The following is a 26,629-nucleotide window of genomic DNA, read 5'->3' as shown; positions in this document are numbered from 1 at the left end:
TATGAAGATTATCGACGTGAAACGCTCACCGCATAAGCGGCGGGGCGGGCTAGCAAAATTTTGTCTTCTGAAGGTGCAATGCCGTCGACTAGATTTAACGGGTTAAATGCAATTTTTTGTTCTAAATTTTTGCCATCCGCAGGAATAGCTTTTAAGGTTAGCGTACCAAGCTCCACTTGTGTTCTATCGTCTGGCCAAACAGCCGTTGGGTCGTTGATATTATCGCCTTCATTAGCCAGTTGCACGCTAATACGAAAACTGGCTTCGCCTTGCTTCAACCTTGTAGCTAGTTCTTCTGAAAGATAGTTTGGCGCTGCACCTACCACCTGACTTTCTTCCAAGGCTATATTGCCTGCGAGCGGCGTAATTTGGTAGCGCCCATAACGTGTTTCAGCCTTAGCATTGGTAAACTTAAAAGCATTGAGACCAAAATAGGATTGATTGGCATAGCTGGCTGGCGCTGGCTTTGGCAATTTTACAAAAGCTTTGGCACTCGGGTTTGCTTCTAAAAACTGTTCAATGGGTGTGGGTTTCGGTGAATCTGCTTTGGTTGCTACATTGGCTTGCAAAAAAGCTAAAAATGCTTCGGGTGTAGCTACAGGAAAGCGATTTACCGACAAACTTACAATATCTGTAAATTGATTGTCTGGAAGCTTGAAACGAATTGAAATGCCGCGTGGATTGGCCTTAGGGCTGACATCAGCAATGGTTGGAATACCCGTGGCGTTTGAAAATCGCACAATGACCTCACTTGGCGTTTTTTGCAAGTGTGCCGCATTCGTTAAACTTGCCGCACTCGCTGCAGGCGTAAACACACCCGTTGCTACAATGCCTTTAGCGTGGTTTGCACGAAAACCTTTGTGCGGGCCGCCGGCAATTTTGGTTTGCACGTCTACAATTTGCTCAACCACTGATTTAGCTTCTTTTGCTTGAACATCTTCGGCTTGAGCCTTGCTGGCGCTTACCAAAACCAGCAATCCAATGACTAGCGGTGTAATAAATTTTGACATGAGAGGTTCCCTAAATTTGTTTTGTTAGTGCAATATTCAAGAATTTAGTTAATGCTGTCAAAGACTTGCTTTGAATTAGTTTATACAAAAAAATTATAAGTGTTGGGGAAATTTACCCTAAGGCGATAATTCAACCTTAAAACTCTAATGGATCGACATCAACTGTCCATCTGACTTTTGCAGCAATCGTCTGGCCTCTTAATTCAGCCACCAAATTTCTTAGCAACTTTTGCAGTGCAGTTCTATTAGCAGTTTGCATCAAGATATGGCCGCGCTCCATGCCTTTTAAGCGCTCCATTTGCGGGCGAATTGGGTCATACACCGTTACATCTGCATTGAATCCTCGCGCTAATTTAAAGGCATGATTTAAAAATTGCTGCACAAGTGCAAAATCATTCGCTTCTGCACGCAACAATGCCATAAATACATAAGGCGGAAACTGCACTTGCTCACGCTCTTGCAACATCGCGTTGGCATAGCTCACATAATCTTGGCTGCGTAGGGCGTTAAATAGCACATGCTCTGGAAACTGCGTTTGAATAATGACTTGCCCCGCTTTATCTGCCCGACCAGCGCGCCCAGCGACCTGCATGAGTTGCGCAAACAAGCGCTCACTCGCCCGAAAATCGGGGCTATGCAAGGCGCTGTCAGTATCAATCACGCCTACTAAAGTCAGATTCGGAAAATCATGTCCTTTAGCGAGCATTTGCGTGCCCACCAAAATGTCTATTTCTTGGTTATGTACTTTATCTAAAATCTCCACCAAAGCATTTTTGCGGCTGATGCTATCGCGGTCGACGCGAGCGATGCGCGCATTAGGTAGTAATTGCGCTAAGGTTTGCTCAAGCCTTTGTGTACCATGTCCCGTGGGGTGCAAATCCGCATCGCCGCAACTTGGGCATTGCTGTGGAATTTTTTGCTCATGTCCGCAATGGTGGCAACGCAGTTTACGTTGCCCTAAATGCACCACCAAGCGACTGCTACAGCGCATGCAGGGCGCTATCCAATGACAAGCCGTGCACAACAAAACGGGCGAATAACCACGACGGTTAATGAATAGCAAACTTTGCTCTTTGCGCGCTAACCTTAACTTTAGTGCAGCAATTAGTTGCGGCGTTAGCCCCTGTTGTAGATTCACTTTAGTCGTATCAATACACTCAATATTAGGTAGTTGGGCCGCTGTAACCGCGCGTTGATTCAGGCTAAGTAAATTGTATTTATTTGCCGTGGCATTGTGCCAGCTCTCTAGTGCTGGTGTGGCAGAACCCAGCACGACTGGAATATTCAAGCGCTTGGCTCTCACCAGTGCAATATCGCGTGCGTGGTAGCGCATGCTATCTTGCTGCTTATACGAACCATCATGCTCTTCATCAATGATGATGAGCTTTAAATTTGGCAAGGGCGTAAAGATAGAAAGGCGGGTACCAATAATTATTTTAGCCGAACCAGATTGTGCCAATTGCCAATGATGTAAGCGTTCACTCTCGCTCAAGTTGCTATGTAAACTCACTAGCGAAATATTGGCAAAGCGGCTTCTGAAGCGCGATTCTAACTGAGGGGTTAGGTTAATTTCTGGTACTAATACTAAGATTTGAGCATTCTCTTGCTGCAAAATATGCTGCATTAAACGCATGTAAACTTCGGTTTTGCCGCTGCCAGTAATGCCATGTATTAGCCAAGGCTTAAAAATTTGCGCCTCTTGGGTAATGCGCTGCACTGCCAGCGCTTGCTCCTCGTTAAGTTGCGGCTCAATCGCCGCTGACGTTTCTAATGTTTTGATGGTCGCTTGTACTTGCTGACTGCTTGCCCAGCCTTGCGCCACCAAGTGTTTAGCTACTTTACGTGCACTGCTTGAAATTGCATCTAACGCCGCTTCTGTTATCAATTCAGCGGCTTGCAAAGCCTCAAAAACTCGGCGCGTGACTAATTGACGCTTGGGTATTTGCTCAATGGTTTGCGCACGACCAAAATCTGTCAATTGATAAGCATATTGCTTGCGCGATACGGCAGGGGCAATTTGTCGCAACCTTGCGGGCAAGGCAGAAAGTAGGGCTTGTCCAAATGGATACTGATAATAATCTGCGCTGAATTTAATTAAATTCAGCGTTTCGATATCTATAGGCGCTTCATCCGCAAAAATTTGCGCTATTGGCTTTAGTTTTTCAATGGGAAAATCACTCGTATCGGCTTTACCCATGATGATACCAATTTGGCTGCTGCGGCCAAATGGAACTAGCACGCGCTGGCCAATTTCAACAGACTGACCGCCACTCAAATAGTCAAATAAGCGGTCTAGCGGCACATCTAAGGCAATTTTCAGGACTGGTTTAGGCAATTTGAAAGGCGCACATTTTTATTTAAGGATAATTTAATTTGAGAATAGCTAATTGAGTTTAAATCGATAAATGATACATAAAAAGATACTAAGCAAAGAAACAAAGAATTACAAAAAAGTACTAGCGAGTAGGTTAAAATAACACCCTTCGATAATTTTACTTCTATTTTTTGAGCACCTATTTGTTTTGAAAGCACATCTTACCCAATTACTGACTTCAGCCGCAAAAACTATTGCGCCTGAATTTGAAGCGACCATTTTACTTGAACGCCCGAAATCGGCCGAACATGGTGATTTTGCCACGAATTTGGCCTTAGTCTTGGCTAAGCCACTTAAACAAAATCCACGCACAATCGCTACGCAAATTCTAGAAGCATTACCAGCGAGTGACTATATCGCGAAAACTGAAATCGCAGGCGCAGGATTTATTAACTTCTTTTTAAACGCGCAATCCCAACAAGCTGTGGTGCAAAATATTCTTAATGCAGGCGTGCAATATGGACGTAACAATGTAGGTAAAGGTCAGAAAGTACAAGTTGAATTTGTCTCTGCCAACCCTACAGGCCCATTGCATGTGGGGCACGGCCGCGGTGCGGCAGTGGGCGATTGCCTAGCACGCTTGCTAGAAGCCAACGGCTGGGACGTTACTCGAGAGTTTTATTACAACGATGCTGGCGCGCAAATCGATAATCTTACTATTTCCGTATTAGCGCGCTGTAAGGGCATTTCTACCGATGATGCCAGCTTTCCTGAAAATGGCTACCGCGGCGATTATATTTTAGACATCGCCAATGCGTTTTTGAACAAAGAAACCGTAACTGCCGATGACATGCAAGTTACTGCGAATGGCGATATTGCTGACGAAGATGCCGTACGCACCTTTGCCGTGGCTTATTTGCGCCATGAGCAAGATTTAGATTTAAAAGCCTTTCAAATCAAGTTTGACGTATTTTCATTAGAAAGTGCGTTGTACTCCGATGGCAAAGTTGAAGAGGCCGTACAAGAGTTGATTAAAAGCGGTCACACCTATGAACTAGATAATGCGTTATGGTTGAAAACCACTGACTTTGGTGATGACAAAGACCGCGTGATGCGCAAAACTGAAGGTGGATATACCTATTTTGTACCCGATGTGGCTTACCATGCAGAAAAATGGCGGCGTGGCTTTGTGCGTGTTATTAACGAGCAGGGCGCAGACCATCACAGTACCATCACTCGTGTGCGTGCTGGCTTACAAGCATTGGATGCAGGCATTCCAAAAGGCTGGCCAGATTACGTGTTGCATCAAATGGTCACGGTGATGCGTGGCGGCGAAGAAGTTAAACTCTCAAAACGTGCCGGTAGCTACGTTACGCTTCGTGACCTGATTGAAGAAGTCGGCTGTGATGCCACACGTTATTTCTTGGCGGCGCGTCGTTCCGACTCACAATTGGTATTTGATATAGATTTAGCAAGAGCGCAAACCAACGATAACCCTGTATTTTATATTCAATATGCGCATGCCCGTATTTGCAGCGTATTAACCCAATGGGGCGGTGTTGCAACGGAACTAAATGATGTAGATTTAAGCCCACTTAATAATCCACATGAAACTGAGTTATTACAGCGTCTTAGTGCTTTTCCAGAAATAGTTGAAAATGCCGCAACTGAGCTGGCGCCTCATGTAATTGCTAATTATCTAAAAGATTTGGCGAGTGATTTGCATAGTTATTACAATGAATACAAGTTTTTAATTGACGATGAAACCGTTAAACTAGCGCGCTTAAGCTTGATTTACGCTACACGCCAAGTCTTAAAAAATGGTTTAGATTTACTGGGTGTCAGCGCACCAGAGAAAATGGTAAGGACTGAAGCAATATGAGTAGAGATTACAAACCAAGCCCCACAAGATCAAAAGCGCCCAGCAAAGGTAGCCCGTTCTTCACTGGCTTACTAGTAGGTGTTTTATTAGGTGTCGCGGCCTCACTTACAGTAGTGATGTACATTAAAGGCGATAACAGCCCATTTAGTTTTCAAGCAGGCAAAGAATCTGGCAAGCCGCTCGCCGATAAGATTAAAGAGGACGCAAAAGCAAAGGCAGAAAAAGCCGCAGCAGAACAAGTTGAGGCCACAAATGCCGAAAGTAGCGAAAATGAAACACGCTTTGATTTTTACACAATTTTGCCAGGCAGTGAGAGCAAAGTAAGTAAAGAAGAGGAGATCAAAATCAAAGAAAACGAACCGCAACCAGTGGTACAAAAAAGCTATTTCTTACAGGTTGGTGCTTTTCAAACTGAAGAAGAAGCCGATAATTTAAAGGCGAAATTAGCCTTACAAGGTTTTGAAGCGGTGGTACAAACGGCCAGTATTCCAGAAAAAGGCATTTGGCACCGTGTTCGCGTTGGTCCTTTAAACGACCTAGACCAAATCAATAAAACCAAAACTGATTTAGTTAACAACGGCTTTAATGCCGATTTAATTAAAGTGAATAACGAAAATCAATAAGCAAAAATTTCGGACTAGGATTATTCGGCTGAATTGTCAGCCAAAAATCCAGTCATACGTTTAGCTTGCTGATTGAGAGTAATAGCAATATTTTTTAAACGAGTTAAAGTTAAAAGGAATCTAAAAATGAAAAAATGGTTGAGCGCATTGTTGTTATTAGCCTCATTTAACGTGATGGCAGACCCACAACTGGGTACGGATTTCGACAGAACCGCGCAAGCAATTCCTAAAGATACCCCCAATAAAATCGAAGTCATTGAATTATTTTGGTATGGCTGCGGCCATTGTTACCACATGGATCCGCTACTTGAAGCTTGGGTTAAAAAATTACCTTCTGATGTAGTGTTTAAGCGCATTCCTGGCTTACCACAGCCAGCTTGGGCACCCATGGCAAAAGCCTTCTACGCCTTGGAAGACTTAAAGTTATCAGCGAAACTGCACACTGCATTATTTGATGCAATTCATAAAGAAAAAGACTTGAACCCGACGGATGAAGCCGCTGCCATTAATTGGATTGCTAAAAAGGGTGGTTTAGATAAGGCAAGAGTTGAAGCTACATTTAAATCTTTTTCAATGAACAACCGACTTAATCAAGCCGCCAATGTATTTCGCGCCTCTGGTGCAACTGGCGTACCAACTTTAATCATTGATGGGCAATTTGCCACTATGAGCACTGCTGGTGGTAATGAAGCAACACTTAGAACGGCCGACTACATTATTGCCAATCTGCGTGCGGAAAAAGCAAAGGCGGCTTCTTCCGCAAAAAAGTAACAACAGAATCGAACTGGCTCAAAACATTTTTCAACAAGATTTTTAGCTGGTAAATTATCTGCTTTAAACTTTGACAACTATAAATGAAATGAACCCGTTTTACCTCTCGGTATAAACGGGTTTTTTACGTCTATAATATTTGTCAACATGCATATAACTCTGTTTTTTCTTAAGGCATCACCATGAAAATCTTTATTACTGGCGCATCCAGTGGCATCGGCAAAGCGCTGGCACTAGAATATGCCAAGCGTTATAACAATAACGATACCTCTATAGGCTTAGTTGCTAGGCGTAGTGAACACTTACACAAGCTGCAAGAATTGCTCGAAAAATCCTATCAAGTTAAATGTGAGATTTACCCGCTTGATGTACGAAATAGTGCGGCACTCGCATTGGCTGCTAACGATTTCATGCAAAAGCATGGCACGCCCGACGTAGTTATAGCAAATGCGGGTGTCAGTCGCGGAACGCTCACGGAGCACGTGGAAGACATCGTCGCTTTTCAGGCGATTATGGATATTAACGTGCTGGGCTTAGTGCACACTTTTCAGCCCTTTATTGCCGCCATGCGTCAGGTTAAGCGTGGGCAACTAGTTGGCGTTGCAAGCGTGGCTGGCATACGCGGCTTGCCTGGAGCAGGCGCCTACAGTGCTAGTAAAGCGGCTGCCATCAGCTATTTAGAAAGTTTACGCGTCGAAATGGCACGCAATAATATTTGCGTCACTACTATTGCACCAGGATATATTCGCACAGCGATGACCGACGTGAATCAATATAAAATGCCATTTTTAATGGACGCTACTGTATTTGCCCACAAGTTTGCCAATGCCGTAGAAAACAAACGCCGCTTTATTGTGATTCCATGGCAGATGGGTTGGGTGGCAAGATTCATGCGTTTGATACCGCCATTCTTATGGGATTTTGCTATGAAAAAAGCGCCTCATAAGAAGCGCTTGGATTGGGATTGGTTATAGTAAATTTTAATTTAATATAGATGTTCTGCAAGCCAATAGCAGTGCGGCTCGCAGGGCATATGTTTCAAGGCTTTAACGTGTAATCGGTTTATACCTGATACGTTTCGGCTTAGCACCTTCTTCACCCAAGCGTTTACGTTTATCCGCTTCATATTCCTGATAGTTACCGTTGAAGAACGTCCATTGCGATTCGCCCTCTGCAGCCAATATGTGTGTCGCGATACGGTCTAAGAACCATCTATCATGTGAAATTACTAGTACGCAACCTGCAAACTCAAGCAATGCATCTTCTAGCGCCCGTAATGTTTCTACATCTAAGTCATTTGAAGGCTCATCGAGTAATAACACATTGCCACCTGAAATCAACGTTTTAGCTAAGTGCAAGCGACCACGCTCACCTCCTGAAAGCTGACCAACGATTTTTTGCTGATCGCCACCTTTAAAATTGAAGCGACCGATGTAAGCACGTGATGGCGTTTCGTAACGACCCACAGTAAGAATATCTGAACCACCTGAGATTTCATCGAATACCGTTTTGGCATCGCTTAATGCATCGCGGCTTTGGTCAACATAAGCCATTTTTACGGTTTGGCCGATTTTTACTTCGCCGCTGTCTGGTGTTTCTTTGCCTGTAATCATTTTAAACAGGGTTGATTTACCCGCGCCGTTAGGGCCGATAATGCCAACAATTGCGCCAGCTGGCACACTAAAGCTTAGATTATCAATCAAAAGTCTATCTTTAAAGGCTTTACTGACGCCGTTGAATTCAATCACTTGGTCACCTAAACGCTCGCCTGCTGGAATGAAAATTTCCTGCGTTTCATTACGTTTTTGATATTCAGCACTGGCCAACTCTTCATAGCGTGCAATACGTGATTTACTCTTCGCTTGGCGTGCTTTCGGGTTTTGGCGCACCCACTCCAGCTCAGTATTTAAGGCTTTTCGACGTGAAGATTCTTGTGATTCTTCCAAAGCCAAACGCGCTTGTTTTTGGTCCAACCAGCTTGAGTAATTGCCTTTCCATGGAATGCCATGGCCCCGGTCTAGCTCTAAAATCCATTCCGCCGCGTTATCAAGGAAGTATCGATCATGCGTGACCGCCACCACGGTGCCTGGGAAGCGCACCAAGAACTGCTCCAGCCATTCCACTGACTCTGCATCCAAATGGTTGGTTGGCTCGTCTAGCAGCAGCATATCTGGCTTAGACAGCAATAGTTTGCACAAAGCCACACGGCGTTTTTCACCACCAGAAAGTGGGCCAATTTTCGCATCCCAAGGTGGTAAGCGTAGCGCATCAGCGGCAATTTCTAGCTGAGTAGTTAAGTCGCTACCGCTAGCCGCGATAATGTTTTCCCACTTGGCTTGCTCTTCTGCCAATTTATCAAAATCTGCATCTGGCTCCGCATAGGCCGCATACACAGCCTCCAGCTTGGCTTGTGCTTCCATCACTTCACCCATGCCCGATTCGACTTCTTCACGCACCGTTTTTTCTTGGTCTAATTGCGGCTCTTGCGGCAAGTAGCCTATGGTCATATTCGGCTGCCATTGCACTTCACCTTCAAACTCTTTATCTACACCCGCCATAATGCGCAACACGGTAGATTTACCCGAGCCGTTTAAACCTAACAAACCAATTTTTGCGCCAGGGAAAAAAGATAAGGAAATATCTTTAATAATAGTTCTTTTTGGAGGAACAATTTTGCTCACGCGGAGCATAGACATTACGTATTGAGCCATTTTTAATTATCTGTGAATTAGAAAAAATGAAAGCTTAACAGAAAGCGGGGCGCCTTGCTCGCCATCAAGTATGCCAGCCAGATTGCCTAACCATTTATAGGTATAATGCATCCACTTAAAAGAATTCAAAATTACCATGGCAATCAAATCCACAATTTATAAAGTCGATCTGCAAGTTTCAGACTTGGATCGCAATTACTACCAACAGCATAGTTTAACGATTGCAAAACACCCGTCAGAAACGGATGAACGAGTGATGGTAAGACTAATTGGTTTTGCCATGTACGCCAATGAAGCGTTGATATTCGGCAAAGGCTTGAGTGACGATGAAGAGCCTGACTTATGGCAAAAAGACCTAACAGGTGCCATTGAACTTTGGATGGATGTGGGCTTACCCACCGAGCGTGATATTCGCAAAGCGGCCGGGCGCGCCAAGCAAGTTGTAGTAATACTTTACGGCGGGCGCATTGCAGAGATGTGGTGGACGGCAAACAGCAAAGCCCTGCTTAAAACGAACAATCTGACGGTGATTAATTTACCTGATACAAAAGAACTCTCCAATATTGCAGAGCGTGGCCTTAACATCAGTTGCACCATTCAAGATGGGCAAATCATGGTAGGGCATGACGGTGGCACTTTAGACATTACACCCGACATTTTAAAAGCACCGAGTACTTACTAAATCTTCCAAAAAGCTAGCGTTAGGCCGTGGTCACTTTGTACGCTGCATCTGTTCCTGCTGGCGGGTGCACCAGCTTTTCATACTGCACTCCGGCAAAATCGTTACAAGCCTGCTGAAACGCTTTTGTGACCAAGATTTCTCCCTGCATGGCCTTATCTTCACCTAGTTTACAGGCGGCATTCACCTCTGCACCAAACACTTCTGTATTTCCAACACGCAATATTTTTCCAAAACCTAAACCCACACATAAATGTATTTTCTCCTGCTCGACTTTAGCCTCATTGTAAGGCACTAAGACTTGCTGCATCACAATGGCACATTGCAGCGCTTTTTGTGGTTTGCGAAAAATAATTAATAAGGAATCACCATCAGTTTTAAGCAAAAACCCTTCATGCTGCTCAATCACTGGCAATAACAAACGTTCAGATTCATAAATTGTCTGCAAGAAGTGAATAATGCCATACTCTGCCACTCGGCGAGAAAATCCCGCCAAATCGGTCATCATCACGCACCATTCTTCGCCAAATAAATCCCAAATACGCTGGTCAATTTCCTGCTTATTGGCATCAGGCGCTAATCGTTGTGCAATTAGCCCATACAACCTATCCTCAGAGTTTCGCATTGCTGTACTTAAACTAATGGCCATTTTTGTTCTCGCTCAAATGTCGTCATGCAAACTCTTGCCTAACTAAGGTAGCTTACCTTTATTCTACCGTCACACTTTTGGCTAGGTTCCTCGGCTTATCAACATCCGTTCCCTTCAGCAAGGCGGCGTGATAGGCCAGCAATTGCACTGGAATGGTATGTAGAATCGGCGAAAGTATTCCCACATGCCGCGGTGTACGTATCACATGCACACCTTCTGATTCGGTAAAGTGGCTGTCGGCATCGGCAAATACAAATAACTCACCGCCACGGGCACTGACTTCTTGCATGTTCGATTTTACTTTTTCCAGCAGCGCATCATTGGGCGCAATCACCACCACCGGCATGTCACTATCGACAAGTGCTAGCGGGCCATGTTTAAGCTCACCTGCGGGATAAGCTTCTGCATGGATATAGGAGATCTCTTTAAGCTTGAGTGCGCCTTCCAGTGCGATTGGGTAATGAATGCCACGTCCCAAAAACAAAGCGTGTTCTTTATTGGCGAATGATTTAGCCCATTCACGAATTTGTGGCTCTAAGTTGAGCGCATGCTGAACGCTACCTGCTAATTGGCGCAGGGCACTTAAGTGTGCTTGCTCTTCACCAGCGGTTAATTTGCCTCGTTGTTTGGCCAAGGTTGCGGCTAAAGTAAATAGAGCCACTAATTGGGTGGTGAAGGCTTTAGTGGAAGCTACACCAATTTCAGCACCAGCGCGCGTGTAAAACACAAGCTGAGAAGCCCGTGGAATGGCACTTTCTTGCACATTGCAAATGGCTAACGTCAGATTTTGGCCTAATCTTTTAGCGTGTTTTAATGCCTCCATCGTGTCTAGCGTTTCACCTGATTGTGAAATGGTTACAATCAGCTGGCGAGGATTTGGTACAGACTCTCTATATCGATATTCACTCGCAATTTCTACATTGGTGGGCAGTTTGGCTATGCTTTCCAGCCAGTATTTTGCGGTAAGTGCTGCGTAATAACTGGTGCCCGCCGCTAGAATCAGAATGCTATCGACTTGTTTAAAAACTTCTGCCGCACTGTCGCCAAACAGAGCAGGGGAGAAGCGATTATCGTCAATTAACGCTTCAATCGTATCGGCGAGTGCACGAGGCTGCTCGTGAATTTCTTTTTGCATGAAATGCGCATAGGGGCCAAGCTCCATGCTGGCAAGTGACACATCACTCAGGTGTATTTTCCGTTCCACAATATTGCCGTCATGGCCAAAGATTGTCACGCCTTCACGACGAACATCGGCCACATCGCCATCTTCAAGATAAATGACTTTGCGTGTGACTGAAAGCACGGCTGAAACATCGGACGCAATGAAGTTTTCTCCCTCGCCCAAACCTATCAGCAATGGACAACCTAAGCGTGCGGTAATCATGTGATCAGGTTCTTTAATCGATATTACGCTGATGGCAAATGCGCCTGTCAACTCTGCTACGGCTTTTTGTGTTGCAGCTAATAATGGCAAATTTTGATGGTAATAGTGGATAAGATGCGTAATCACTTCTGTATCGGTTTGCGATACGAACTCGTAACCAAGGCCTTTTAGGCGTGTGCGTTGCTCATCGTGATTTTCGATAATGCCGTTATGCACCACGGCTAACTCACCTTTAGAAACATGTGGATGTGCATTGCTTTCTGTTACACCCCCATGTGTTGCCCAGCGCGTATGACCAATGCCAACTTGTCCATTTAAATTCACGGCATTGGCTTTTTCCGTCATATTAGAAACGCGTCCTACCGCACGCACACGCTCGATGCCTTGGCCGTTTAGCACGGCCACGCCAGCAGAATCATAACCACGATATTCAAGGCGGCTTAGGCCTTCTATTAGCGTGGAAACTACGTTTCTATTTGCTACTGCACCTACGATGCCACACATATTTTGATTCTTTCTAAATATTATTGCTTAATTTTTACGGGACGCTTCCAGCCTGCTATGGATTTCTGCTCTTTTGCGCGACATAGCGTCAATTGGTCAGCGGGGGCATTCTTAGTGATAGTTGAACCAGCGGCAATAGTCGCTCCGCGACCTATGGTCACAGGTGCCACTAATTGTGAATCGGAACCAATAAAAGCATCGTCTTCTATCACTGTTCTAAATTTATTTGCACCATCGTAGTTGCAGGTAATGGTGCCGGCGCCAATGTTCACATTCTTACCGATTGTAGTATCGCCAACATAACTTAAATGGTTAATCTTACTGCCAATATCTACCTGTGCATTTTTCAATTCCACAAAATTTCCGATATGTGTATCTGCTGCTAAAGTTGTGCCTGGGCGCAAGCGTGCATAGGGGCCAATGCGCGCATTTTCACCAATTTTTGTATCGTCAATATGCGTAAATGGTGCGATGTGCGTGCCTGATGCGATGACTGCATTTTTAATTACACAATTGGCGGCTATTTTAACGTTATCTCCTAGCGTCACATTGCCTTCAATAATACAATTTACATCAATTTCAACATCTCGTCCGCATTCCAGTACACCACGTACCTCGATTCGAGCTGGGTCTTTCAAGGTGACACCTTGCTGTAATAATTGATTGGCGATTCGGCTTTGATAAATTCGCTCTATTTTGGCTAAATCTGCTTTGGCATTAATACCTGTTACCGACCATTCATCAGCCGTAATCTCAGCCACCACATTTACTTTATCAAGCACTGCGGATTCAACAATATCGGTTAAATAATATTCACCTTGTGCGTTATTATTTTTCAGCTGTGAGAGCCATTTTTTTAAATTCTTATTCGGCATTGCCATAATGCCGGTATTGACTTCAATAATCTTACGCTGTGTTTCCGTTGCGTCTTTATGCTCGATAATAGCAATTACATTACCATCATCTTCGCGCACAATGCGGCCATATCCCGTTGGATCAGCCTTATTAAAAGACTGTATTGCTAAGTTGCCCTCGACTTGCTCCAGCAGTTTTTTACAGGCATTTGCATCGACTAAAGGGACATCACCTAACAAGATTAGCGTATTGGCGTCCTCCTCTAAATAAGGTACTGCCTGCTGCACCGCATGTCCTGTGCCTTTTTGCTCAGCTTGATTGACCCAAATAATTTTTTCATGTGTAAATGCTTGTTTTACCAATTCGCCTCCAAACCCATAAACCACAATAATTTTTTGTGGATTGAGTGATTTAGCACAATCAATTACGTGGGCTAATATTGATTTTGCGCCCACCACATGTAGCACTTTTGGAATATTTGAATGCATGCGAGTACCTTTACCCGCCGCAAGAATGACAATGTTCAGTTTTGGCATGACTTTTTAATGAAATTTATTGATAGGCAAAGTATAACAAAAAAGGCAACCGAGGCTGCCTTTTTGCTTTTTTCTATCTTAATGCAATTTATTAATGCGTTGTTTTGCGTAAACGCTCAATAGTTTGAATTTGAGCAATTGCTTCTGATAATTCAGCTTGTGCACTGGCGTAGTCAATATCAGAAGTTCTGTTTTTAAGCGCTTCTTCAGCCGCTTCTTTTGCTGCAATTGCCTTTGCTTCATCCAAGTCATGGCCACGCACAGCAGTATCTGCCAGTATCGTTACTACACCAGGTTGCACTTCCAGAATACCACCCGAGATAAAAATCAAGGTTTCTTCTGCATCATTCGCTTGCTTAATACGCAAAGCGCCTGGTTTGATTGTAGTAATCAATGGCGCATGATTCGGGTAAATACCTACTTCACCCGCACTTGCAGGTGCAACCACGAACTCAGCATCGCCTGAGAAAATGCTTGCCTCTGCACTAACCACATCAATATGAACTTTATTTGCCATTATTTTTCCTTAAACATTTAACCAAAAACTAATAATAGTCATTAGTTAAGAGTTTTAGCCTTTTCAACAGCTTCTTCAATCGCACCTACCATGTAGAACGCTTGCTCAGGCAAGTGATCATATTCACCAGCAACAATCGCTTTAAAGCCTTTGATAGTTTCTTTTAATGGCACATATTTACCTGGCGCACCTGTAAACACTTCAGCCACGTGGAATGGTTGTGATAAGAAACGTTGGATTTTACGCGCACGACCGACCGCTAATTTATCTTCTGGTGATAGCTCATCCATACCCAAAATCGCAATAATGTCACGAAGCTCTTTATAGCGTTGTAATGTTTGTTGAACGCTACGAGCAACGTTGTAATGCTCTTCACCAACAACCAATGGGTCTAATTGACGTGAAGTTGAATCGAGTGGATCAACCGCTGGGTAGATACCTAAAGATGCAATGTCACGTGAAAGAACAACGGTTGAGTCCAAATGTTGGAAAGTTGTCGCAGGTGATGGGTCAGTCAAGTCATCCGCAGGTACATAAACCGCTTGGATAGAAGTAATGGAACCTGTTTTAGTGGATGTAATACGCTCTTGTAAACGGCCCATTTCATCCGCTAGAGTAGGTTGGTAACCCACAGCTGAAGGCATACGGCCTAACAACGCAGATACTTCAGTACCAGCCAATGTATAACGGTAGATGTTATCAACGAAGAATAACACATCACGGCCTTCGTCACGGAATTTTTCAGCCATGGTCAAACCTGACAAAGCCACACGTAAACGGTTGCCTGGCGGCTCGTTCATTTGACCGAACACCATGGCTACTTTTGATTCTTTCATGTCGTCTAATTTAATAACGCCTGCTTCTGCCATTTCGTGGTAGAAATCGTTACCTTCACGTGTACGCTCACCCACACCTGCAAAGACGGATAAACCTGAGTGTTGTTTTGCAATGTTGTTGATTAGTTCAAGCATGTTCACTGTTTTACCCACACCAGCACCACCGAACAGACCCACTTTACCACCCTTAGCAAACGGGCAAACCAAGTCAATCACCTTGATACCTGTTTCCAACAGGTCAACACTTGGAGAAAGCTCTTCAAACGTTGGTGCCTTTTGGTGAATAGAACGACGTTCATTTGAATCAATCGGACCAGCCTCATCAATTGGGCGACCCAAAACATCCATAATACGGCCTAAAGTACCAGTACCTACTGGCACTTGAATTTGAGTGCCCGTTGATTTGAACGCAGTACCACGTGCAAGTCCATCTGATGAACCCATGGCAATCGTACGCACAATGCCGTCACCTAATTGTTGTTGTACTTCTAATGTCAAACCAGCTTCCGCCTGGCTTGTTGCATCGTCAATAAGCAATGCTTCAAATACTTTTGGCATTTGATCACGTGGAAACTCAACGTCAACTACGGCGCCAATACATTGCACTACTTTACCAATATTTGCTGTACTCATCTTTTTTCCTTACTAAACTTATGTTAGTCAGATATTACTTAATAAAATTCTTAAATACGACTTTATGCAACTGCTGCCGCACCACCAACAATCTCTGAAATCTCTTTGGTAATTGCTGCTTGACGAGCTTTGTTGTAAACCAACTTCAACTCGCCAATCACATTTTTTGCATTATCAGAGGCAGACTTCATAGCCACCATACGGGATGATTGCTCAGACGCCATGTTTTCAGAAACCGCGTTGTAAACCAATGATTCGATATAACGCACTAACAACTGATCAATCACTGGCTTGGCTTCTGGCTCATAGATATAATCCCAATGGCCTTTAGCGGCGCCAATTTGAATCGCACTCTTGATAACACCACTGGTTGTTAACGATTCTGCTTTCTCATGCGCTTCTTGCACACCCAAGCGTTCACATGTCAGAGGCAATAATTGTTCAATCACCGGTTCTTGCTTCATGGTATTAATAAAACGCGTATAGCAAATGTGCAACTGATCAATTTCACCAGTTTTATACGCATCGAGCATCACTTTAATCGTACCAATCAATGACTCTAAATGTGGTACATCACCCAAACCAATAATATGTGACTTCACATTTGCACCAACTCGGTTCATAAAGCCGTAGCCTTTATTACCAATCGCGCTTACTGATAATTTCTTACCTTCAGATTCCCAGCTTTTCATCTGGTTAACTGTCATACGCAATACGTTAGTATTTAAGCCACCGCAAAGACCCTTATCAGAGCTAATCACAATAATGCCGATATTCTTTACTGCATCGCGCTTCACAAGGAAAGGATGTTTGTATTCAGAATGCGCCAATGATAAGTGTGCTGCAACGTTACGAATTTTGTCAGCATAGGGTCGTGATGCACGCATTCTATCTTGCGCTTTACGCATTTTAGAAGCGGCAACCATTTCCATTGCTTTGGTGATCTTGCGCGTATTTTCAACGCTCTTGATCTTGGTTCTAATCTCTTTACTTCCAGCCATTCCAATACCCCTAGGTAAGTTTTCCTAATAGTTAGAGAATTAGTAAGCAGTTGTCGCTTTAAAGTCTTGAATAGCTGCATCAAGTGCTTTTTCGTTGTCGCCACTTAAATCTTTGCTTGTTTCAATCGCGTCAGCAATTGATTTGTATTTTGATGCAATGAAGCCATGCAACTTAGTTTCAAATGCTAGTACTTTATTCGTTGCAACATCATCAAAATAACCTTTGTTCGCTGCAAACAAGGTAATAGCCATGTTTGAAACACTTAATGGTGCATATTGTGCCTGTTTCATCAACTCAGTAAACATGCGACCACGGTCCAATTGTTTACGTGTTGCTTCGTCCAAATCAGATGCGAATTGCGCGAACGCAGCTAATTCACGATATTGCGCTAATGCTAAACGTACACCACCACCAAGTTTCTTAATAACTTTAGTTTGAGCAGCACCACCCACGCGCGATACTGAAATACCAGCATTAATCGCAGGACGAATACCCGCGTTGAACAAGTCCGTTTCCAAGAAAATTTGACCATCGGTAATCGAAATCACGTTGGTTGGAACGAATGCAGAAACGTCACCCGCTGCAGTTTCAATCACTGGCAATGCCGTTAATGAACCTGTTTTGCCTTTTACAGCGCCGTTAGTGAATTTTTCTACGTACTCCTCGTTAACACGCGCTGCACGCTCTAATAAACGTGAGTGGATGTAGAAAACGTCGCCTGGATAAGCTTCGCGGCCTGGTGGACGACGTAATAGCAATGAAATTTGACGGTAAGCAATCGCTTGTTTGGTCAAATCATCATAAACGATCAATGCATCTTCACCGCGGTCACGGAAGTATTCACCCATGGTACAACCAGCATATGGTGCTAAGAATTGCAACGCCGCTGAGTCAGAAGCAGTCGCCGCAACCACAATGGTGTAGGCCAATGCGCCGTTTTCTTCGAGCTTACGCACCACGTTGGCTACTGTAGAAGCCTTTTGGCCAATCGCAACGTAGATACAGGTCATGTTTTGACCTTTTTGGTTAATGATCGCATCAACAGCAACTGCAGTTTTACCTGTTTGACGGTCACCAATAATTAACTCACGTTGACCACGGCCCACTGGAACCATTGAGTCTACAGATTTCAAACCGGTTTGCACGGGTTGAGAAACAGATTTACGTGCAATAACGCCTGGCGCTACTTTTTCAATCTTATCAGTTAACTTAGCATTTACTGGGCCCTTACCATCAATCGGCTGACCGAGAGCATTTACTACGCGGCCAACTAGTTCTGGGCCAACGGGCACTTCCAAAATACGACCTGTACATTTACAGATATCACCTTCGGTAATATGCTCATAATCACCTAACACAACCGCACCCACTGAATCACGCTCTAAGTTAAGCGCCAAACCGAATGTGTTGCCTGGAAATTCAATCATCTCGCCTGACATCACGTTTGAAAGACCGTGTATACGTACGATACCATCTGTTACTGAAATAACGGTACCTTGAGTACGTGCTTCAGCTGTGGTAGAAAAATTTTCTAATCTGCTTTTAATCAGTTCACTGATTTCTGATGTAGATAACTGCATGTTGACTCCTAATAGTATTCTTTGCCTAGATTACTTTGTTGCTAGGCTTAAGCTGAAAGCGTGTAAGCTAAATTTTGTAACTGACCTTTGACGGATGCGTCTATCACAGTATCGCCAACGATAATTTTAATGCCACCGATGAGGTCTGAATCGACAGAAACATTGGCTTCAATCTTTTTACCAAACTTCGCTTCTAAGCGTTTAACCAAATCTTTTATTTCAGCAGCGCTTGGTTTTGCAGCGGCAATAATTTGCGCATCCAGCGTGCCTTCGTCCTGGACTTTAAGTTCTTCAAACGCCGCTGTAATAGCTGACAAAATTGACAAGCGGCCATACTCAACCAGTACTTTAATCAAGTTTTGACCCTGCTCATTCAGATTGTCGCCACTCACCTTCAAAAAAGCCGCCTGCAATTCGCTACTAATCACTTTTGGATCTTGAATATAGGCTTGCATTTGCGCGTTACTCGCAACCGCAGATGCAAAACCTAGCATGTCAGACCACTTAGCCAAAGATTTTTGTTCGCGACCTAATTTATAAGCTGCTACTGCGTAAGGTCTTGCGATGGTTGATATTTCAGCCATGTGATTTCCTCTGTTCCTTAGCTTAAAGTTCAGCTGCTAATTTAGATAACATCTCACTGTGTGCTTTTGCGTCAATTTCTTTACGCAAGATTTTTTCAGCACCAGCAATGGCCAAGGCAGACACTTGTGAACGCAGGCCTTCTTTTGCACGGTTAACCTCTTGGTCAATTTCCGCTTTAGCGTTAGCTAAAATACGATCACCTTCAGTTTTAGCATTGCCTTTAGCTTCTTCTACGATTTGTGAACCGCGTTTTTCAGCCTGACCAATAATCTCGCTCGCTTTTTGTTTAGCTTCAGCGATGGCTGCTTCTGATTTCTTAGCGGCAACTTCCAAGGCACTTTTACCTTCTTGCGCCGCTGCCAAACCATCTGCAATTTCCTTTTGACGTGTTTCTATCGCCGTTAATAACGGCGGCCAAACGAATTTCACTGTGAACCAAATCAACACAGCAAATGCGATAGCTTGTGCGATAAGTGTAAAGTTAATGTTCATTACTTACTCCAATATTTAAGTCGTTTAATTTGTGCCAGCCTTTTTAATAGCCTGGCAACCAAATTATTTATAAGCTAATTACTTAGCTACTACACTTAATAATGGGTTAGCAAATGCAAACATCATTGCTAGACCAACGCCAATAATGAATGAAGCATCGATAAGACCTAATAGCAAGAATACTTTACCTTGCAATTGTGGAATCATTTCTGGTTGACGTGCAGCGCCTTCCAGAAAGCTAGCACACATAATACCAATACCGATACAAGCACCAGCAGCGCCCAAACCAATAATTAAACCAATACCAACGCCTGTGTAGGCTTGAATCAATGCTAATGCATCCATGTTATTACCCTCTCTAAAATTAAACTTACAACTAAACTAAAACTACTAAAAATAAAACTACTAAAAAACTTGAACTAATTAATGACCTTCATGCGCCATGGCTAAATAAACCACCGTTAACATCATGAAAATAAAAGCTTGCAAGGCAACAATTAAAATATGGAAGATTGACCAACCAGCGCCTAAAATCGCACCGAAAATTGTGCCAGAAACGCCTGTAGCCGCCCACAAACCAAGTAATAGGAAAATAACTTCGCCAGCATACATATTGCCGAATAGTCGCAATGAATGTGACAGTGGTTTTGAAACGTATTCGATCAAGTTAAACAAGAAGTTTAAAGGTAACACCCAAATTTTAGTACCGAATGGTGAGAAGAAAAGCTCGTGTAGCCAGCCGACCAAACCTTTAACTTTTATAGAAAAGAAAATCATTAAAATCCACACGGATAAAGCCAAAGCAAACGTCGTGTTAATGTCTGAAGTTGGCACGGCGCGCCATTTAGCATGTTCACCACCAAAGAATGAAACAATACCAGCCACCCAATCTACTGGTAAAAAGTCCATCGAGTTCATGGCAAATACCCACAAGAACACGGTTAATGCTGTTGGGGCTATAAAACTATGGCGATTGCCGTGGAATATATTTTTAACTTGCTCATCTACAAAGCCAAAAATCAGCTCAACAAAGGCTTGACCTTTGCTTGGCACACCTGAAGTTGCTTTACGCGCAACCAGCCAAACCAAACCCATTACCAATAAACCTAGCGCAACAGACATCACAAACGTATCGACGTGCAATGTCCAAAAACCTGCACCTTCCGTGACCGGGTGCGCATTAAAGCTTAAATGATGCTCAATATAACCAGCGGGGGTCAGTGCGTGTTCTGAGTTATTTGCGTGTTCTGTGGCCATAATCTAATATTTACTTTAAAAATTCGTTTAATTTAAACTATATAACTTAAACCTTTAGTCGGCTAAGCGCTGCGCCCGAAAACAAAGCGGCGGCGGCTAAACCGGAAATCAACGCTGGTGGTACCAGTTGCTGATATAAGTTAAATATAATCACTAATAAGACGATTATTACTAATATTTTTACCGCTTCCGCTTTTAGTAAATTCACTAAAATTCCTGAAGCATCTGTATTCTTTTCGCCACGCTTGGCGACTGCGGCGGCTGCACAAGCGCCTAATACCACGCTCATACCGCCCAATACGGCAGAAATTCCTGCATTAAAGCCTGAAACCAACAGCGCTAGCAATGCAACTGAAAACGTAGCTATTAGCTGAATTTTAAGCATTGTGCTAAATACATCTGAAGTTTTGGCTGTTGACAATCGCTTAAACCTAGTTAATTTGTTTAAAACCAGTTAGTTTTATTGCTTAAAAAATTGCTGTTTTTACGATTTTTTTACATACCGCATTTAGCAAAGACCGCGATTTTGAATTAATACCGCTTTTTAGTCAAGGCTTAAGTTGCAAGGAATGCGAGTTTGTTTAAGCAAAATGAAACACTTAGCGTGAAATTTTTGCAATAATTTCATCCAACTGATCCAGATTTGCATAACTAATTTTCAATGAACCCGCACCATTCGCACCTGACTTGATCCTCACAGTCGCACCCAATTTATCGCTTAACGTCTCTTCCAGCCTTAATACATCAGGATTACTATGGATTTTCTGGCTGAATTTCTGTGGCGTTTTTTCGGTTTCAGCGTGCAGTTTTTTTACTGCATTCTCTACATCACGCACCGATAAATCATTTTGTACAATTTGTTCTGCCAACATAATTTGTTGTGCGCCACTTAAAACCACCAGCGCACGCGCATGCCCCATGTCTAATTTGCCACGCATTAACATATCTTGCACGGGTGCGCACAATGAAAGCAAGCGCAACAGATTGGATACCGCCACGCGTGAACGCCCGACCGCTGCTGCAGCTTTTTCATGCGTCATCGCAAATTCATCGATTAAACGCTTAATGCCTTGAGCTTCCTCAAGCGGATTTAGATTTTCGCGTTGAATATTTTCAATTAAGGCCATCGCCAACGCAGCTTCATCGGCAATTTCGCGCACCAATACTGGCACTTCTTCCAAACCCGCTATTTGGCTGGCACGCCAGCGGCGCTCACCTGCAATGATTTCATATTGCTCATCGTCAATGTGACGCACCAAAATCGGCTGCATAACGCCCTGTGATTTGATTGAAGCCGCCAAGGTCTGCAAAGCCGCATCGTCCATATAGCTACGTGGTTGATACTTACCTGGTTGTAATTGCGTCACTTTAAGCACCAAGAGCGAATCCGCTTCACCTACGCTGCCCATATCACCTGCCAGCAGTGAATCCAGTCCACGTCCCAAGCCTCTATTCAAGCCTTTTAATTTAGCCATGTTTTTTTCCGCTCCGCATTACTTCTTTTGCCAACTCTAAATAGGCAACCGCGCCTTTTGAACTTTTATCGTAACTTAACACTGGCAGGCCATAACTTGGCGCCTCGGCCAAGCGCACATTGCGCGGAATAATCGTCTTATACACTTTATCGCCAAAGTGGCTAATCAACTGTGCCGACACTTGTTGCGCAAGCATATTACGGTTATCAAACAAAGTACGCAGCAAGCCCTCAATCTCAAGTGTTGGGTTCAAACGTGCACGCACTTTTTTAATGGTGTTCACTAAATCTGACAAACCTTCCAACGCATAATATTCGCACTGCATCGGAATCATCACCGCATTCGAAGCCGTCAACGCATTCACCGTGACTAAATTGAGGGCAGGGGGACAATCCAGCAGAATCACGTCATACGGCTTTTCACCTTCTGCATTCACCAACTTGGCAATTGCCACTTTTAGGCGATTTTCACGTGCGAGCTCGTTAACCAGTTCAACTTCCGCACCCGCTAAATCACGGTTCGACGGGGCGATATCAAATCCACCTTTTTCACTACGCTGAATAACTTCTTTCAGTGACTTTTCACCAATCAACACATGATAAATGCTATGTTTAAGATGCGTTTTATCAATACCACTACCTGTACTGGCATTACCTTGCGGATCAAGATCAATTAGCAACACGCGCTTGCCAAAATTAGCCAAACTCGCCGCCAGATTAACGCAAGTCGTAGTTTTACCTACGCCGCCTTTTTGATTGGTGATTGCTAATATTTTCATTATTTATCTTAAATTAATTATCAAAATTATTTAATCGCACTTAAAAATACAAGATGGCGTTCAGCCTCTAAACTCGCCACTTTTAACACTTCAATTTTGTTGATTTGCACATTCGCAGATTTAAAATCTTGGCCATCAAACTCATGCTCTGGCACTACACCCTTCATTGCCAGCCATTGCCCATGGTCATCAAGCAAATGTTTTGTCAGTTTTACAAATAAACCAATTTCAGAAAACGCGCGTGAAATAATCACCTCAAATCTAGCTACTTGCTTAAGCGATTCCACACGGCCTGCTTCAACTTGAAAGTTTGACAAACCCAATTCACCTTTAACCTGCCGCATAAAACTTGTTTTTTTGCTAACTGAATCAATTGCCGTCACTTGCAGTTCTGGCAAACATATTGCCAAGGGAATACTCGGCAAGCCTGCGCCTGCGCCCACATCTAACATGTTACTCGGCGCCAAAGCCTGCACATGTGGCAATACGCTTAAGCTATCGAGCAAATGCAAAGTCACCATCTCCAGCGGATCACGAATCGCGGTCAGGTTATGCACTTTGTTCCATTTATCAATCAGCAGCACATACGCCAGCAATTTATCCTGTTTTTCTGCATCAATCTGCAACCCCATCTCTAGCAAGCCAGCTTGCAGCTTGGTTTGTAAGGTGCTTTGTAGGCTCATGCGGCTAAATCAGCTGATTTATTATCCAAGGGCTTGCTGCGCGATTTGCGCTTTAAATAAACCAATAATAGTGAAATCGCTGCAGGCGTGATGCCTGAAATGCGGCTGGCTTGGCCGATTGTTTCTGGCTTTTGCGCATTAAGTTTTTGTTGCGCTTCAATCGGCAAACCATGAATCTCGCGGTAATCTAAATCACTTGGTAATTTGGTATTTTCTTGCCCACGACTGCGCTCCACTTCGTCGGTTTGGCGATCAATATAGCCTTGGTATTTCGCGGCAATCTCCACTTGCTCGCGCACGGCAGGTTCCACCTCGCCCAAGCCGATTTCGCCCAAGGTCAGCACCGCTTCATAACTCACTTCGGGTCTGCGTAATAATTCAAACAAGCTGTACTCATGCTCGAGCGGTTTGCCAAATAATTCCACCATTTTTTCTGTTGCTAAATTGGCAGGTTGCACAAAGGTTTTTTTCAATCGCTCTTGCTCGCGCTCTACCGCTTCTTTCTTGCGGCTGAATGCTTCCCAACGCACATCGTCCACCAAGCCTAATTTGCGGCCAATTTCGGTAAGGCGCATATCGGCGTTGTCTTCCCTAAGCTGAAGTCTGTATTCAGCACGACTTGTAAACATCCGATACGGCTCAGTTACACCACGGGTGATTAAATCATCCACCAACACGCCCAAATACGCCTCGTCGCGCGCTGGGCACCAAGCGTCTTTTTCTTGCGCATAAAGTGCCGCATTCGCGCCCGCCAGCAAACCTTGTGCACCGGCTTCTTCATACCCCGTGGTGCCATTAATCTGGCCAGCAAAAAACAAACCTTTTACCGCTTTGGTTTCCAAGCTTGATTTCAAACCACGCGGGTCGTAATAATCGTACTCAATGGCATAACCCGGGCGCAGAATGTGTGCATTTTCCAAGCCTTTTACCGAGCGCACCAGGGCCAGCTGAATATCAAACGGCAAACTGGTTGAAATGCCGTTTGGGTAAATTTCATTAGTGTTTAAGCCTTCAGGCTCTAAAAATATCTGGTGCGATTCTTTATCGGCAAAGCGATGGATTTTGTCTTCCACACTTGGGCAATAACGCGGGCCAACGCCCTCAATCACGCCAGTGTACATGGGCGAGCGGTCTAAACCACTACGAATAATGTCGTGCGTTTGCGCGTTGGTATGCGTAATCCAGCATGGCAGTTGAGCGGGGTGTTGTGCCGCATTGCCTAAAAACGAGAACACTGGCACAGGGTCGTCGCCCGGCTGAATCGTCATCACAGAATAATCAATGGTACGGCCATCAATACGTGGTGGCGTGCCTGTTTTTAATCTGCCTGCCGGCAAGCCAATTTCACGCAAACGCGCTGCCAATGAAATAGCAGGCGGGTCACCCGCACGGCCTGCGCTGTAATTTTGCATGCCTACATGCACCAAACCACCTAAAAACGTGCCAGCTGTTAACACCACCGCTTTTGAGTTAAAACGCAAACCAATTTGCGTCACCACACCTGCGGCACGCTCGCCATCTAAAATAATGTCGTCAACAGCCTGTTGAAACAGCCATAAGTTGGGCTGATTTTCTAACCGGTGGCGAATCGCCGCTTTATATAAAATACGGTCAGCTTGCGCACGCGTGGCGCGCACTGCGGGGCCTTTGCTGGAATTTAAAATTCTAAACTGAATACCGCCTTCATCTGTTGCGGCAGCCATTGCGCCACCAAGCGCATCAATCTCTTTAACTAAATGGCCTTTACCAATACCGCCAATGCTTGGATTGCAAGACATTTGACCCAAAGTTTCAATGTTGTGCGTCAGCAACAGGGTTTTTTGCCCCATTCTGGCGCTGGCAAGCGCCGCTTCGGTGCCTGCGTGGCCGCCACCGACGACAATTACATCAAAAATTTCAAGAAAATTCATAGTTAACGCATATCTTTTTCAAAAATTTAGCGATTCATTGTCGATCAATTCACAATGAATCAAGCAAGAGTGAGATTTTACTTTATTAGCGGCTATTAGTCATGTAAAAGCATGTTTTTTCAGACAATTACGTCAACTCTTTTTGCGATAAAACGTTAGTGCTTGCTATATAGACATAATTTCTTAACAATGTTGGCATATTCTTCGCTTGATAAAAATCAAAGTAGCCCCAATTGTTAAGCGATAGCATATATAATTAATACAATTTGCAACGCAAACAATTTTATTAAAACCAAAAGACGGAGATTCAAATGAAAAAAATTAGTATCGTTTTAGCAGCTATTCTTGGCTTTGCTACGCTTTCTGCACAAGCAGATGTTGCTAACGCAGAAAAACTAGCGCAAAAATACGCAACTATTGCTAAAAACGTAGATCCAGCATTTGCTGGCGTTTCTGCTGAGGCAGGTAAAGAATTTTACACTCGCGAAATCAAACAATTTAAAGGTGATGCAAAAACTGAAGGCAAACCTGTAGCCTGTGCATCATGCCACACCGCGAACCCAGCCGACAAAGGCCGCCACATTATTACTGGAAAATCAATCAAACCATTATCACCAGTGACCAACAAAAAACGCTTTAGCGACATTGACAAAGTTGAAGCCGCCTTTGTTAAACACTGTAACGAAGTTGTAGGTAGCGATTGTGCTGCATTTGAAAAAGCAAACTACATCACTTATTTATTAACTGAAAAAACACCAACAGCTAAAAAATAATTGTAAGGCTTTGCCATGCGGCTGACTTAGGTTGGCCGTTTAAAGCAGTGTTTCACGTGAAACACTGCTTTTTTTACGTCCAAAACTGTTACGAATTTCGGTAGCCCATATGCAATTCGAGGCTTTTTTTGTTTTTTTAATAACACCTGCTCTGTACCAGTTCTTGGCATCACCATTCTCGCTAAGTGCT

25 protein-coding genes are annotated in these 26,629 nt (G+C 43.9%); 6 read left to right on the top strand and 19 right to left on the bottom strand.

All coding sequences use genetic code 11. The features are described from left to right. Window positions 1-8 precede the first annotated feature (8 nt). Both HOO90_RS01560 and HOO90_RS01555 read right to left on the bottom strand, forming a co-directional pair. Window positions 9-1,010: a catalase family peroxidase gene (locus HOO90_RS01560; protein ID WP_292838772.1), complete on the bottom strand. Its 1,002-nt coding sequence runs from the start codon at window positions 1,008-1,010 to the stop codon at window positions 9-11. A gap of 136 nt (window positions 1,011-1,146) precedes the next feature. Then, complete coding sequence (locus HOO90_RS01555) at window positions 1,147-3,345, bottom strand: primosomal protein N' (RefSeq protein ID WP_292838770.1); 2,199 nt, start codon at window positions 3,343-3,345, stop codon at window positions 1,147-1,149. 187 nt (window positions 3,346-3,532) lie between these two features. Here HOO90_RS01555 and argS point away from each other — a divergent pair, with 187 nt between their 5' ends. The 4 genes from argS (at window position 3,533) to HOO90_RS01535 (ending at window position 7,574) form a co-directional block, all read left to right on the top strand. Then, a complete protein-coding gene (gene argS / locus HOO90_RS01550; protein ID WP_292838768.1) occupies window positions 3,533-5,206 on the top strand; it encodes an arginine--tRNA ligase in 1,674 nt (557 codons plus the stop codon). Next, complete coding sequence (locus tag HOO90_RS01545; protein ID WP_292838766.1) at window positions 5,203-5,829, top strand: SPOR domain-containing protein; 627 nt, start codon at window positions 5,203-5,205, stop codon at window positions 5,827-5,829. Before argS ends, HOO90_RS01545 begins: the two co-directional genes overlap by 4 nt. 126 nt (window positions 5,830-5,955) lie before the next feature. Next, entirely contained in the window at window positions 5,956-6,600 is a 645-nt protein-coding gene (locus tag HOO90_RS01540) for a thiol:disulfide interchange protein DsbA/DsbL (RefSeq protein ID WP_292838764.1), read from the top strand. Between the two features lie 182 nt (window positions 6,601-6,782). Then, entirely contained in the window at window positions 6,783-7,574 is a 792-nt protein-coding gene (locus tag HOO90_RS01535; protein ID WP_292838762.1) for an SDR family oxidoreductase, read from the top strand. 72 nt (window positions 7,575-7,646) lie between these two features. Here the strand turns inward: HOO90_RS01535 and ettA are convergent, their stop codons facing one another. After that, window positions 7,647-9,311 carry an energy-dependent translational throttle protein EttA gene (ettA, locus tag HOO90_RS01530; protein ID WP_292838760.1) on the bottom strand — a complete coding sequence of 555 codons (1,665 nt, stop codon included), beginning with the start codon at window positions 9,309-9,311 and terminating at the stop codon, window positions 7,647-7,649. Between the two features lie 136 nt (window positions 9,312-9,447). On the opposite strand from ettA, the gene HOO90_RS01525 reads away from it, so the two are divergent. Then, complete coding sequence (locus tag HOO90_RS01525; RefSeq protein WP_292838759.1) at window positions 9,448-9,993, top strand: YaeQ family protein; 546 nt, start codon at window positions 9,448-9,450, stop codon at window positions 9,991-9,993. 19 nt (window positions 9,994-10,012) lie between these two features. Here HOO90_RS01525 and HOO90_RS01520 read toward each other — a convergent pair whose 3' ends face one another. The 16 genes from HOO90_RS01520 to mnmG all read right to left on the bottom strand — a co-directional run bounded on the left by HOO90_RS01520 (window position 10,013) and on the right by mnmG (window position 25,666). Further along, window positions 10,013-10,639: an adenylate/guanylate cyclase domain-containing protein gene (locus HOO90_RS01520; RefSeq protein WP_292838758.1), complete on the bottom strand. Its 627-nt coding sequence runs from the start codon at window positions 10,637-10,639 to the stop codon at window positions 10,013-10,015. Window positions 10,640-10,697: 58 nt separating this feature from the next. Continuing rightward, window positions 10,698-12,527, bottom strand: coding sequence for a glutamine--fructose-6-phosphate transaminase (isomerizing) (glmS, locus tag HOO90_RS01515; RefSeq protein WP_292838756.1), 1,830 nt, complete (start codon window positions 12,525-12,527; stop codon window positions 10,698-10,700). 20 nt (window positions 12,528-12,547) lie between these two features. Beyond that, window positions 12,548-13,918 (bottom strand): bifunctional UDP-N-acetylglucosamine diphosphorylase/glucosamine-1-phosphate N-acetyltransferase GlmU, encoded by a 1,371-nt coding sequence (gene glmU / locus HOO90_RS01510; protein ID WP_292838754.1) that lies wholly within the window; start codon window positions 13,916-13,918, stop codon window positions 12,548-12,550. Window positions 13,919-14,009: 91 nt separating this feature from the next. Beyond that, the gene (locus tag HOO90_RS01505; protein WP_292838752.1) at window positions 14,010-14,435 is read right to left on the bottom strand and encodes a F0F1 ATP synthase subunit epsilon; all 426 of its coding nucleotides are present in this window, start codon (window positions 14,433-14,435) and stop codon (window positions 14,010-14,012) included. A gap of 41 nt (window positions 14,436-14,476) precedes the next feature. After that, a complete protein-coding gene (atpD, locus tag HOO90_RS01500; protein ID WP_292838750.1) occupies window positions 14,477-15,904 on the bottom strand; it encodes a F0F1 ATP synthase subunit beta in 1,428 nt (475 codons plus the stop codon). Between the two features lie 62 nt (window positions 15,905-15,966). Next, window positions 15,967-16,905, bottom strand: coding sequence for a F0F1 ATP synthase subunit gamma (atpG, locus tag HOO90_RS01495; protein ID WP_292838748.1), 939 nt, complete (start codon window positions 16,903-16,905; stop codon window positions 15,967-15,969). 39 nt (window positions 16,906-16,944) lie between these two features. Continuing rightward, entirely contained in the window at window positions 16,945-18,486 is a 1,542-nt protein-coding gene (gene atpA, locus HOO90_RS01490; RefSeq protein WP_292838746.1) for a F0F1 ATP synthase subunit alpha, read from the bottom strand. Between the two features lie 47 nt (window positions 18,487-18,533). Beyond that, window positions 18,534-19,070 carry a F0F1 ATP synthase subunit delta gene (locus HOO90_RS01485; RefSeq protein WP_292838744.1) on the bottom strand — a complete coding sequence of 179 codons (537 nt, stop codon included), beginning with the start codon at window positions 19,068-19,070 and terminating at the stop codon, window positions 18,534-18,536. Window positions 19,071-19,092: 22 nt separating this feature from the next. Then, window positions 19,093-19,563, bottom strand: coding sequence for a F0F1 ATP synthase subunit B (locus tag HOO90_RS01480; RefSeq protein ID WP_292838742.1), 471 nt, complete (start codon window positions 19,561-19,563; stop codon window positions 19,093-19,095). A gap of 78 nt (window positions 19,564-19,641) precedes the next feature. Beyond that, window positions 19,642-19,908 carry a F0F1 ATP synthase subunit C gene (gene atpE / locus HOO90_RS01475; RefSeq protein ID WP_292838740.1) on the bottom strand — a complete coding sequence of 89 codons (267 nt, stop codon included), beginning with the start codon at window positions 19,906-19,908 and terminating at the stop codon, window positions 19,642-19,644. 78 nt (window positions 19,909-19,986) lie between these two features. Next, a complete protein-coding gene (gene atpB / locus HOO90_RS01470) occupies window positions 19,987-20,820 on the bottom strand; it encodes a F0F1 ATP synthase subunit A (RefSeq protein ID WP_292838737.1) in 834 nt (277 codons plus the stop codon). Between the two features lie 46 nt (window positions 20,821-20,866). Continuing rightward, entirely contained in the window at window positions 20,867-21,241 is a 375-nt protein-coding gene (locus HOO90_RS01465) for an ATP synthase subunit I (protein WP_292838735.1), read from the bottom strand. Window positions 21,242-21,419: 178 nt separating this feature from the next. Then, window positions 21,420-22,295 carry a ParB/RepB/Spo0J family partition protein gene (locus tag HOO90_RS01460; protein ID WP_292838733.1) on the bottom strand — a complete coding sequence of 292 codons (876 nt, stop codon included), beginning with the start codon at window positions 22,293-22,295 and terminating at the stop codon, window positions 21,420-21,422. Then, entirely contained in the window at window positions 22,288-23,073 is a 786-nt protein-coding gene (locus HOO90_RS01455) for an AAA family ATPase (protein WP_292838731.1), read from the bottom strand. The genes HOO90_RS01460 and HOO90_RS01455 overlap by 8 nt, the downstream gene beginning before the upstream one ends. A 26-nt stretch (window positions 23,074-23,099) precedes the next feature. Further along, on the bottom strand, window positions 23,100-23,756 hold the full coding sequence (gene rsmG, locus HOO90_RS01450; protein WP_292838729.1) for a 16S rRNA (guanine(527)-N(7))-methyltransferase RsmG: 657 nt from the start codon (window positions 23,754-23,756) through the stop codon (window positions 23,100-23,102). Then, window positions 23,753-25,666: a tRNA uridine-5-carboxymethylaminomethyl(34) synthesis enzyme MnmG gene (gene mnmG, locus HOO90_RS01445; RefSeq protein WP_292838727.1), complete on the bottom strand. Its 1,914-nt coding sequence runs from the start codon at window positions 25,664-25,666 to the stop codon at window positions 23,753-23,755. The genes rsmG and mnmG overlap by 4 nt, the downstream gene beginning before the upstream one ends. 311 nt (window positions 25,667-25,977) lie before the next feature. Here mnmG and HOO90_RS01440 point away from each other — a divergent pair, with 311 nt between their 5' ends. Further along, window positions 25,978-26,439 carry a DUF1924 domain-containing protein gene (locus HOO90_RS01440; protein WP_292838725.1) on the top strand — a complete coding sequence of 154 codons (462 nt, stop codon included), beginning with the start codon at window positions 25,978-25,980 and terminating at the stop codon, window positions 26,437-26,439. Window positions 26,440-26,629 lie beyond the last annotated feature (190 nt).

It is taken from the genome of Methylotenera sp., assembly GCF_013141425.1.
Taxonomy (GTDB): domain Bacteria; phylum Pseudomonadota; class Gammaproteobacteria; order Burkholderiales; family Methylophilaceae; genus Methylotenera.
This window is presented reverse-complemented; position numbering and strand designations above follow the sequence as displayed.

Coding starts and splice junctions, on each gene's coding strand:
- atpE (WP_292838740.1), bottom strand. CDS start 19,908: ATGGATGCATTAGCATTGATTCAAGCCTACACAGGCGTTGGTATTGGT.
- atpA (WP_292838746.1), bottom strand. CDS start 18,486: ATGCAGTTATCTACATCAGAAATCAGTGAACTGATTAAAAGCAGATTA.
- HOO90_RS01440 (WP_292838725.1), top strand. CDS start 25,978: ATGAAAAAAATTAGTATCGTTTTAGCAGCTATTCTTGGCTTTGCTACG.
- HOO90_RS01460 (WP_292838733.1), bottom strand. CDS start 22,295: ATGGCTAAATTAAAAGGCTTGAATAGAGGCTTGGGACGTGGACTGGAT.
- glmS (WP_292838756.1), bottom strand. CDS start 12,527: ATGTGTGGCATCGTAGGTGCAGTAGCAAATAGAAACGTAGTTTCCACG.
- atpB (WP_292838737.1), bottom strand. CDS start 20,820: ATGGCCACAGAACACGCAAATAACTCAGAACACGCACTGACCCCCGCT.
- atpG (WP_292838748.1), bottom strand. CDS start 16,905: ATGGCTGGAAGTAAAGAGATTAGAACCAAGATCAAGAGCGTTGAAAAT.
- HOO90_RS01480 (WP_292838742.1), bottom strand. CDS start 19,563: ATGAACATTAACTTTACACTTATCGCACAAGCTATCGCATTTGCTGTG.
- HOO90_RS01505 (WP_292838752.1), bottom strand. CDS start 14,435: ATGGCAAATAAAGTTCATATTGATGTGGTTAGTGCAGAGGCAAGCATT.
- HOO90_RS01535 (WP_292838762.1), top strand. CDS start 6,783: ATGAAAATCTTTATTACTGGCGCATCCAGTGGCATCGGCAAAGCGCTG.
- HOO90_RS01485 (WP_292838744.1), bottom strand. CDS start 19,070: ATGGCTGAAATATCAACCATCGCAAGACCTTACGCAGTAGCAGCTTAT.
- rsmG (WP_292838729.1), bottom strand. CDS start 23,756: ATGAGCCTACAAAGCACCTTACAAACCAAGCTGCAAGCTGGCTTGCTA.
- HOO90_RS01520 (WP_292838758.1), bottom strand. CDS start 10,639: ATGGCCATTAGTTTAAGTACAGCAATGCGAAACTCTGAGGATAGGTTG.
- ettA (WP_292838760.1), bottom strand. CDS start 9,311: ATGGCTCAATACGTAATGTCTATGCTCCGCGTGAGCAAAATTGTTCCT.
- HOO90_RS01545 (WP_292838766.1), top strand. CDS start 5,203: ATGAGTAGAGATTACAAACCAAGCCCCACAAGATCAAAAGCGCCCAGC.
- HOO90_RS01455 (WP_292838731.1), bottom strand. CDS start 23,073: ATGAAAATATTAGCAATCACCAATCAAAAAGGCGGCGTAGGTAAAACT.
- HOO90_RS01540 (WP_292838764.1), top strand. CDS start 5,956: ATGAAAAAATGGTTGAGCGCATTGTTGTTATTAGCCTCATTTAACGTG.
- HOO90_RS01560 (WP_292838772.1), bottom strand. CDS start 1,010: ATGTCAAAATTTATTACACCGCTAGTCATTGGATTGCTGGTTTTGGTA.
- mnmG (WP_292838727.1), bottom strand. CDS start 25,666: ATGAATTTTCTTGAAATTTTTGATGTAATTGTCGTCGGTGGCGGCCAC.
- atpD (WP_292838750.1), bottom strand. CDS start 15,904: ATGAGTACAGCAAATATTGGTAAAGTAGTGCAATGTATTGGCGCCGTA.
- glmU (WP_292838754.1), bottom strand. CDS start 13,918: ATGCCAAAACTGAACATTGTCATTCTTGCGGCGGGTAAAGGTACTCGC.
- HOO90_RS01525 (WP_292838759.1), top strand. CDS start 9,448: ATGGCAATCAAATCCACAATTTATAAAGTCGATCTGCAAGTTTCAGAC.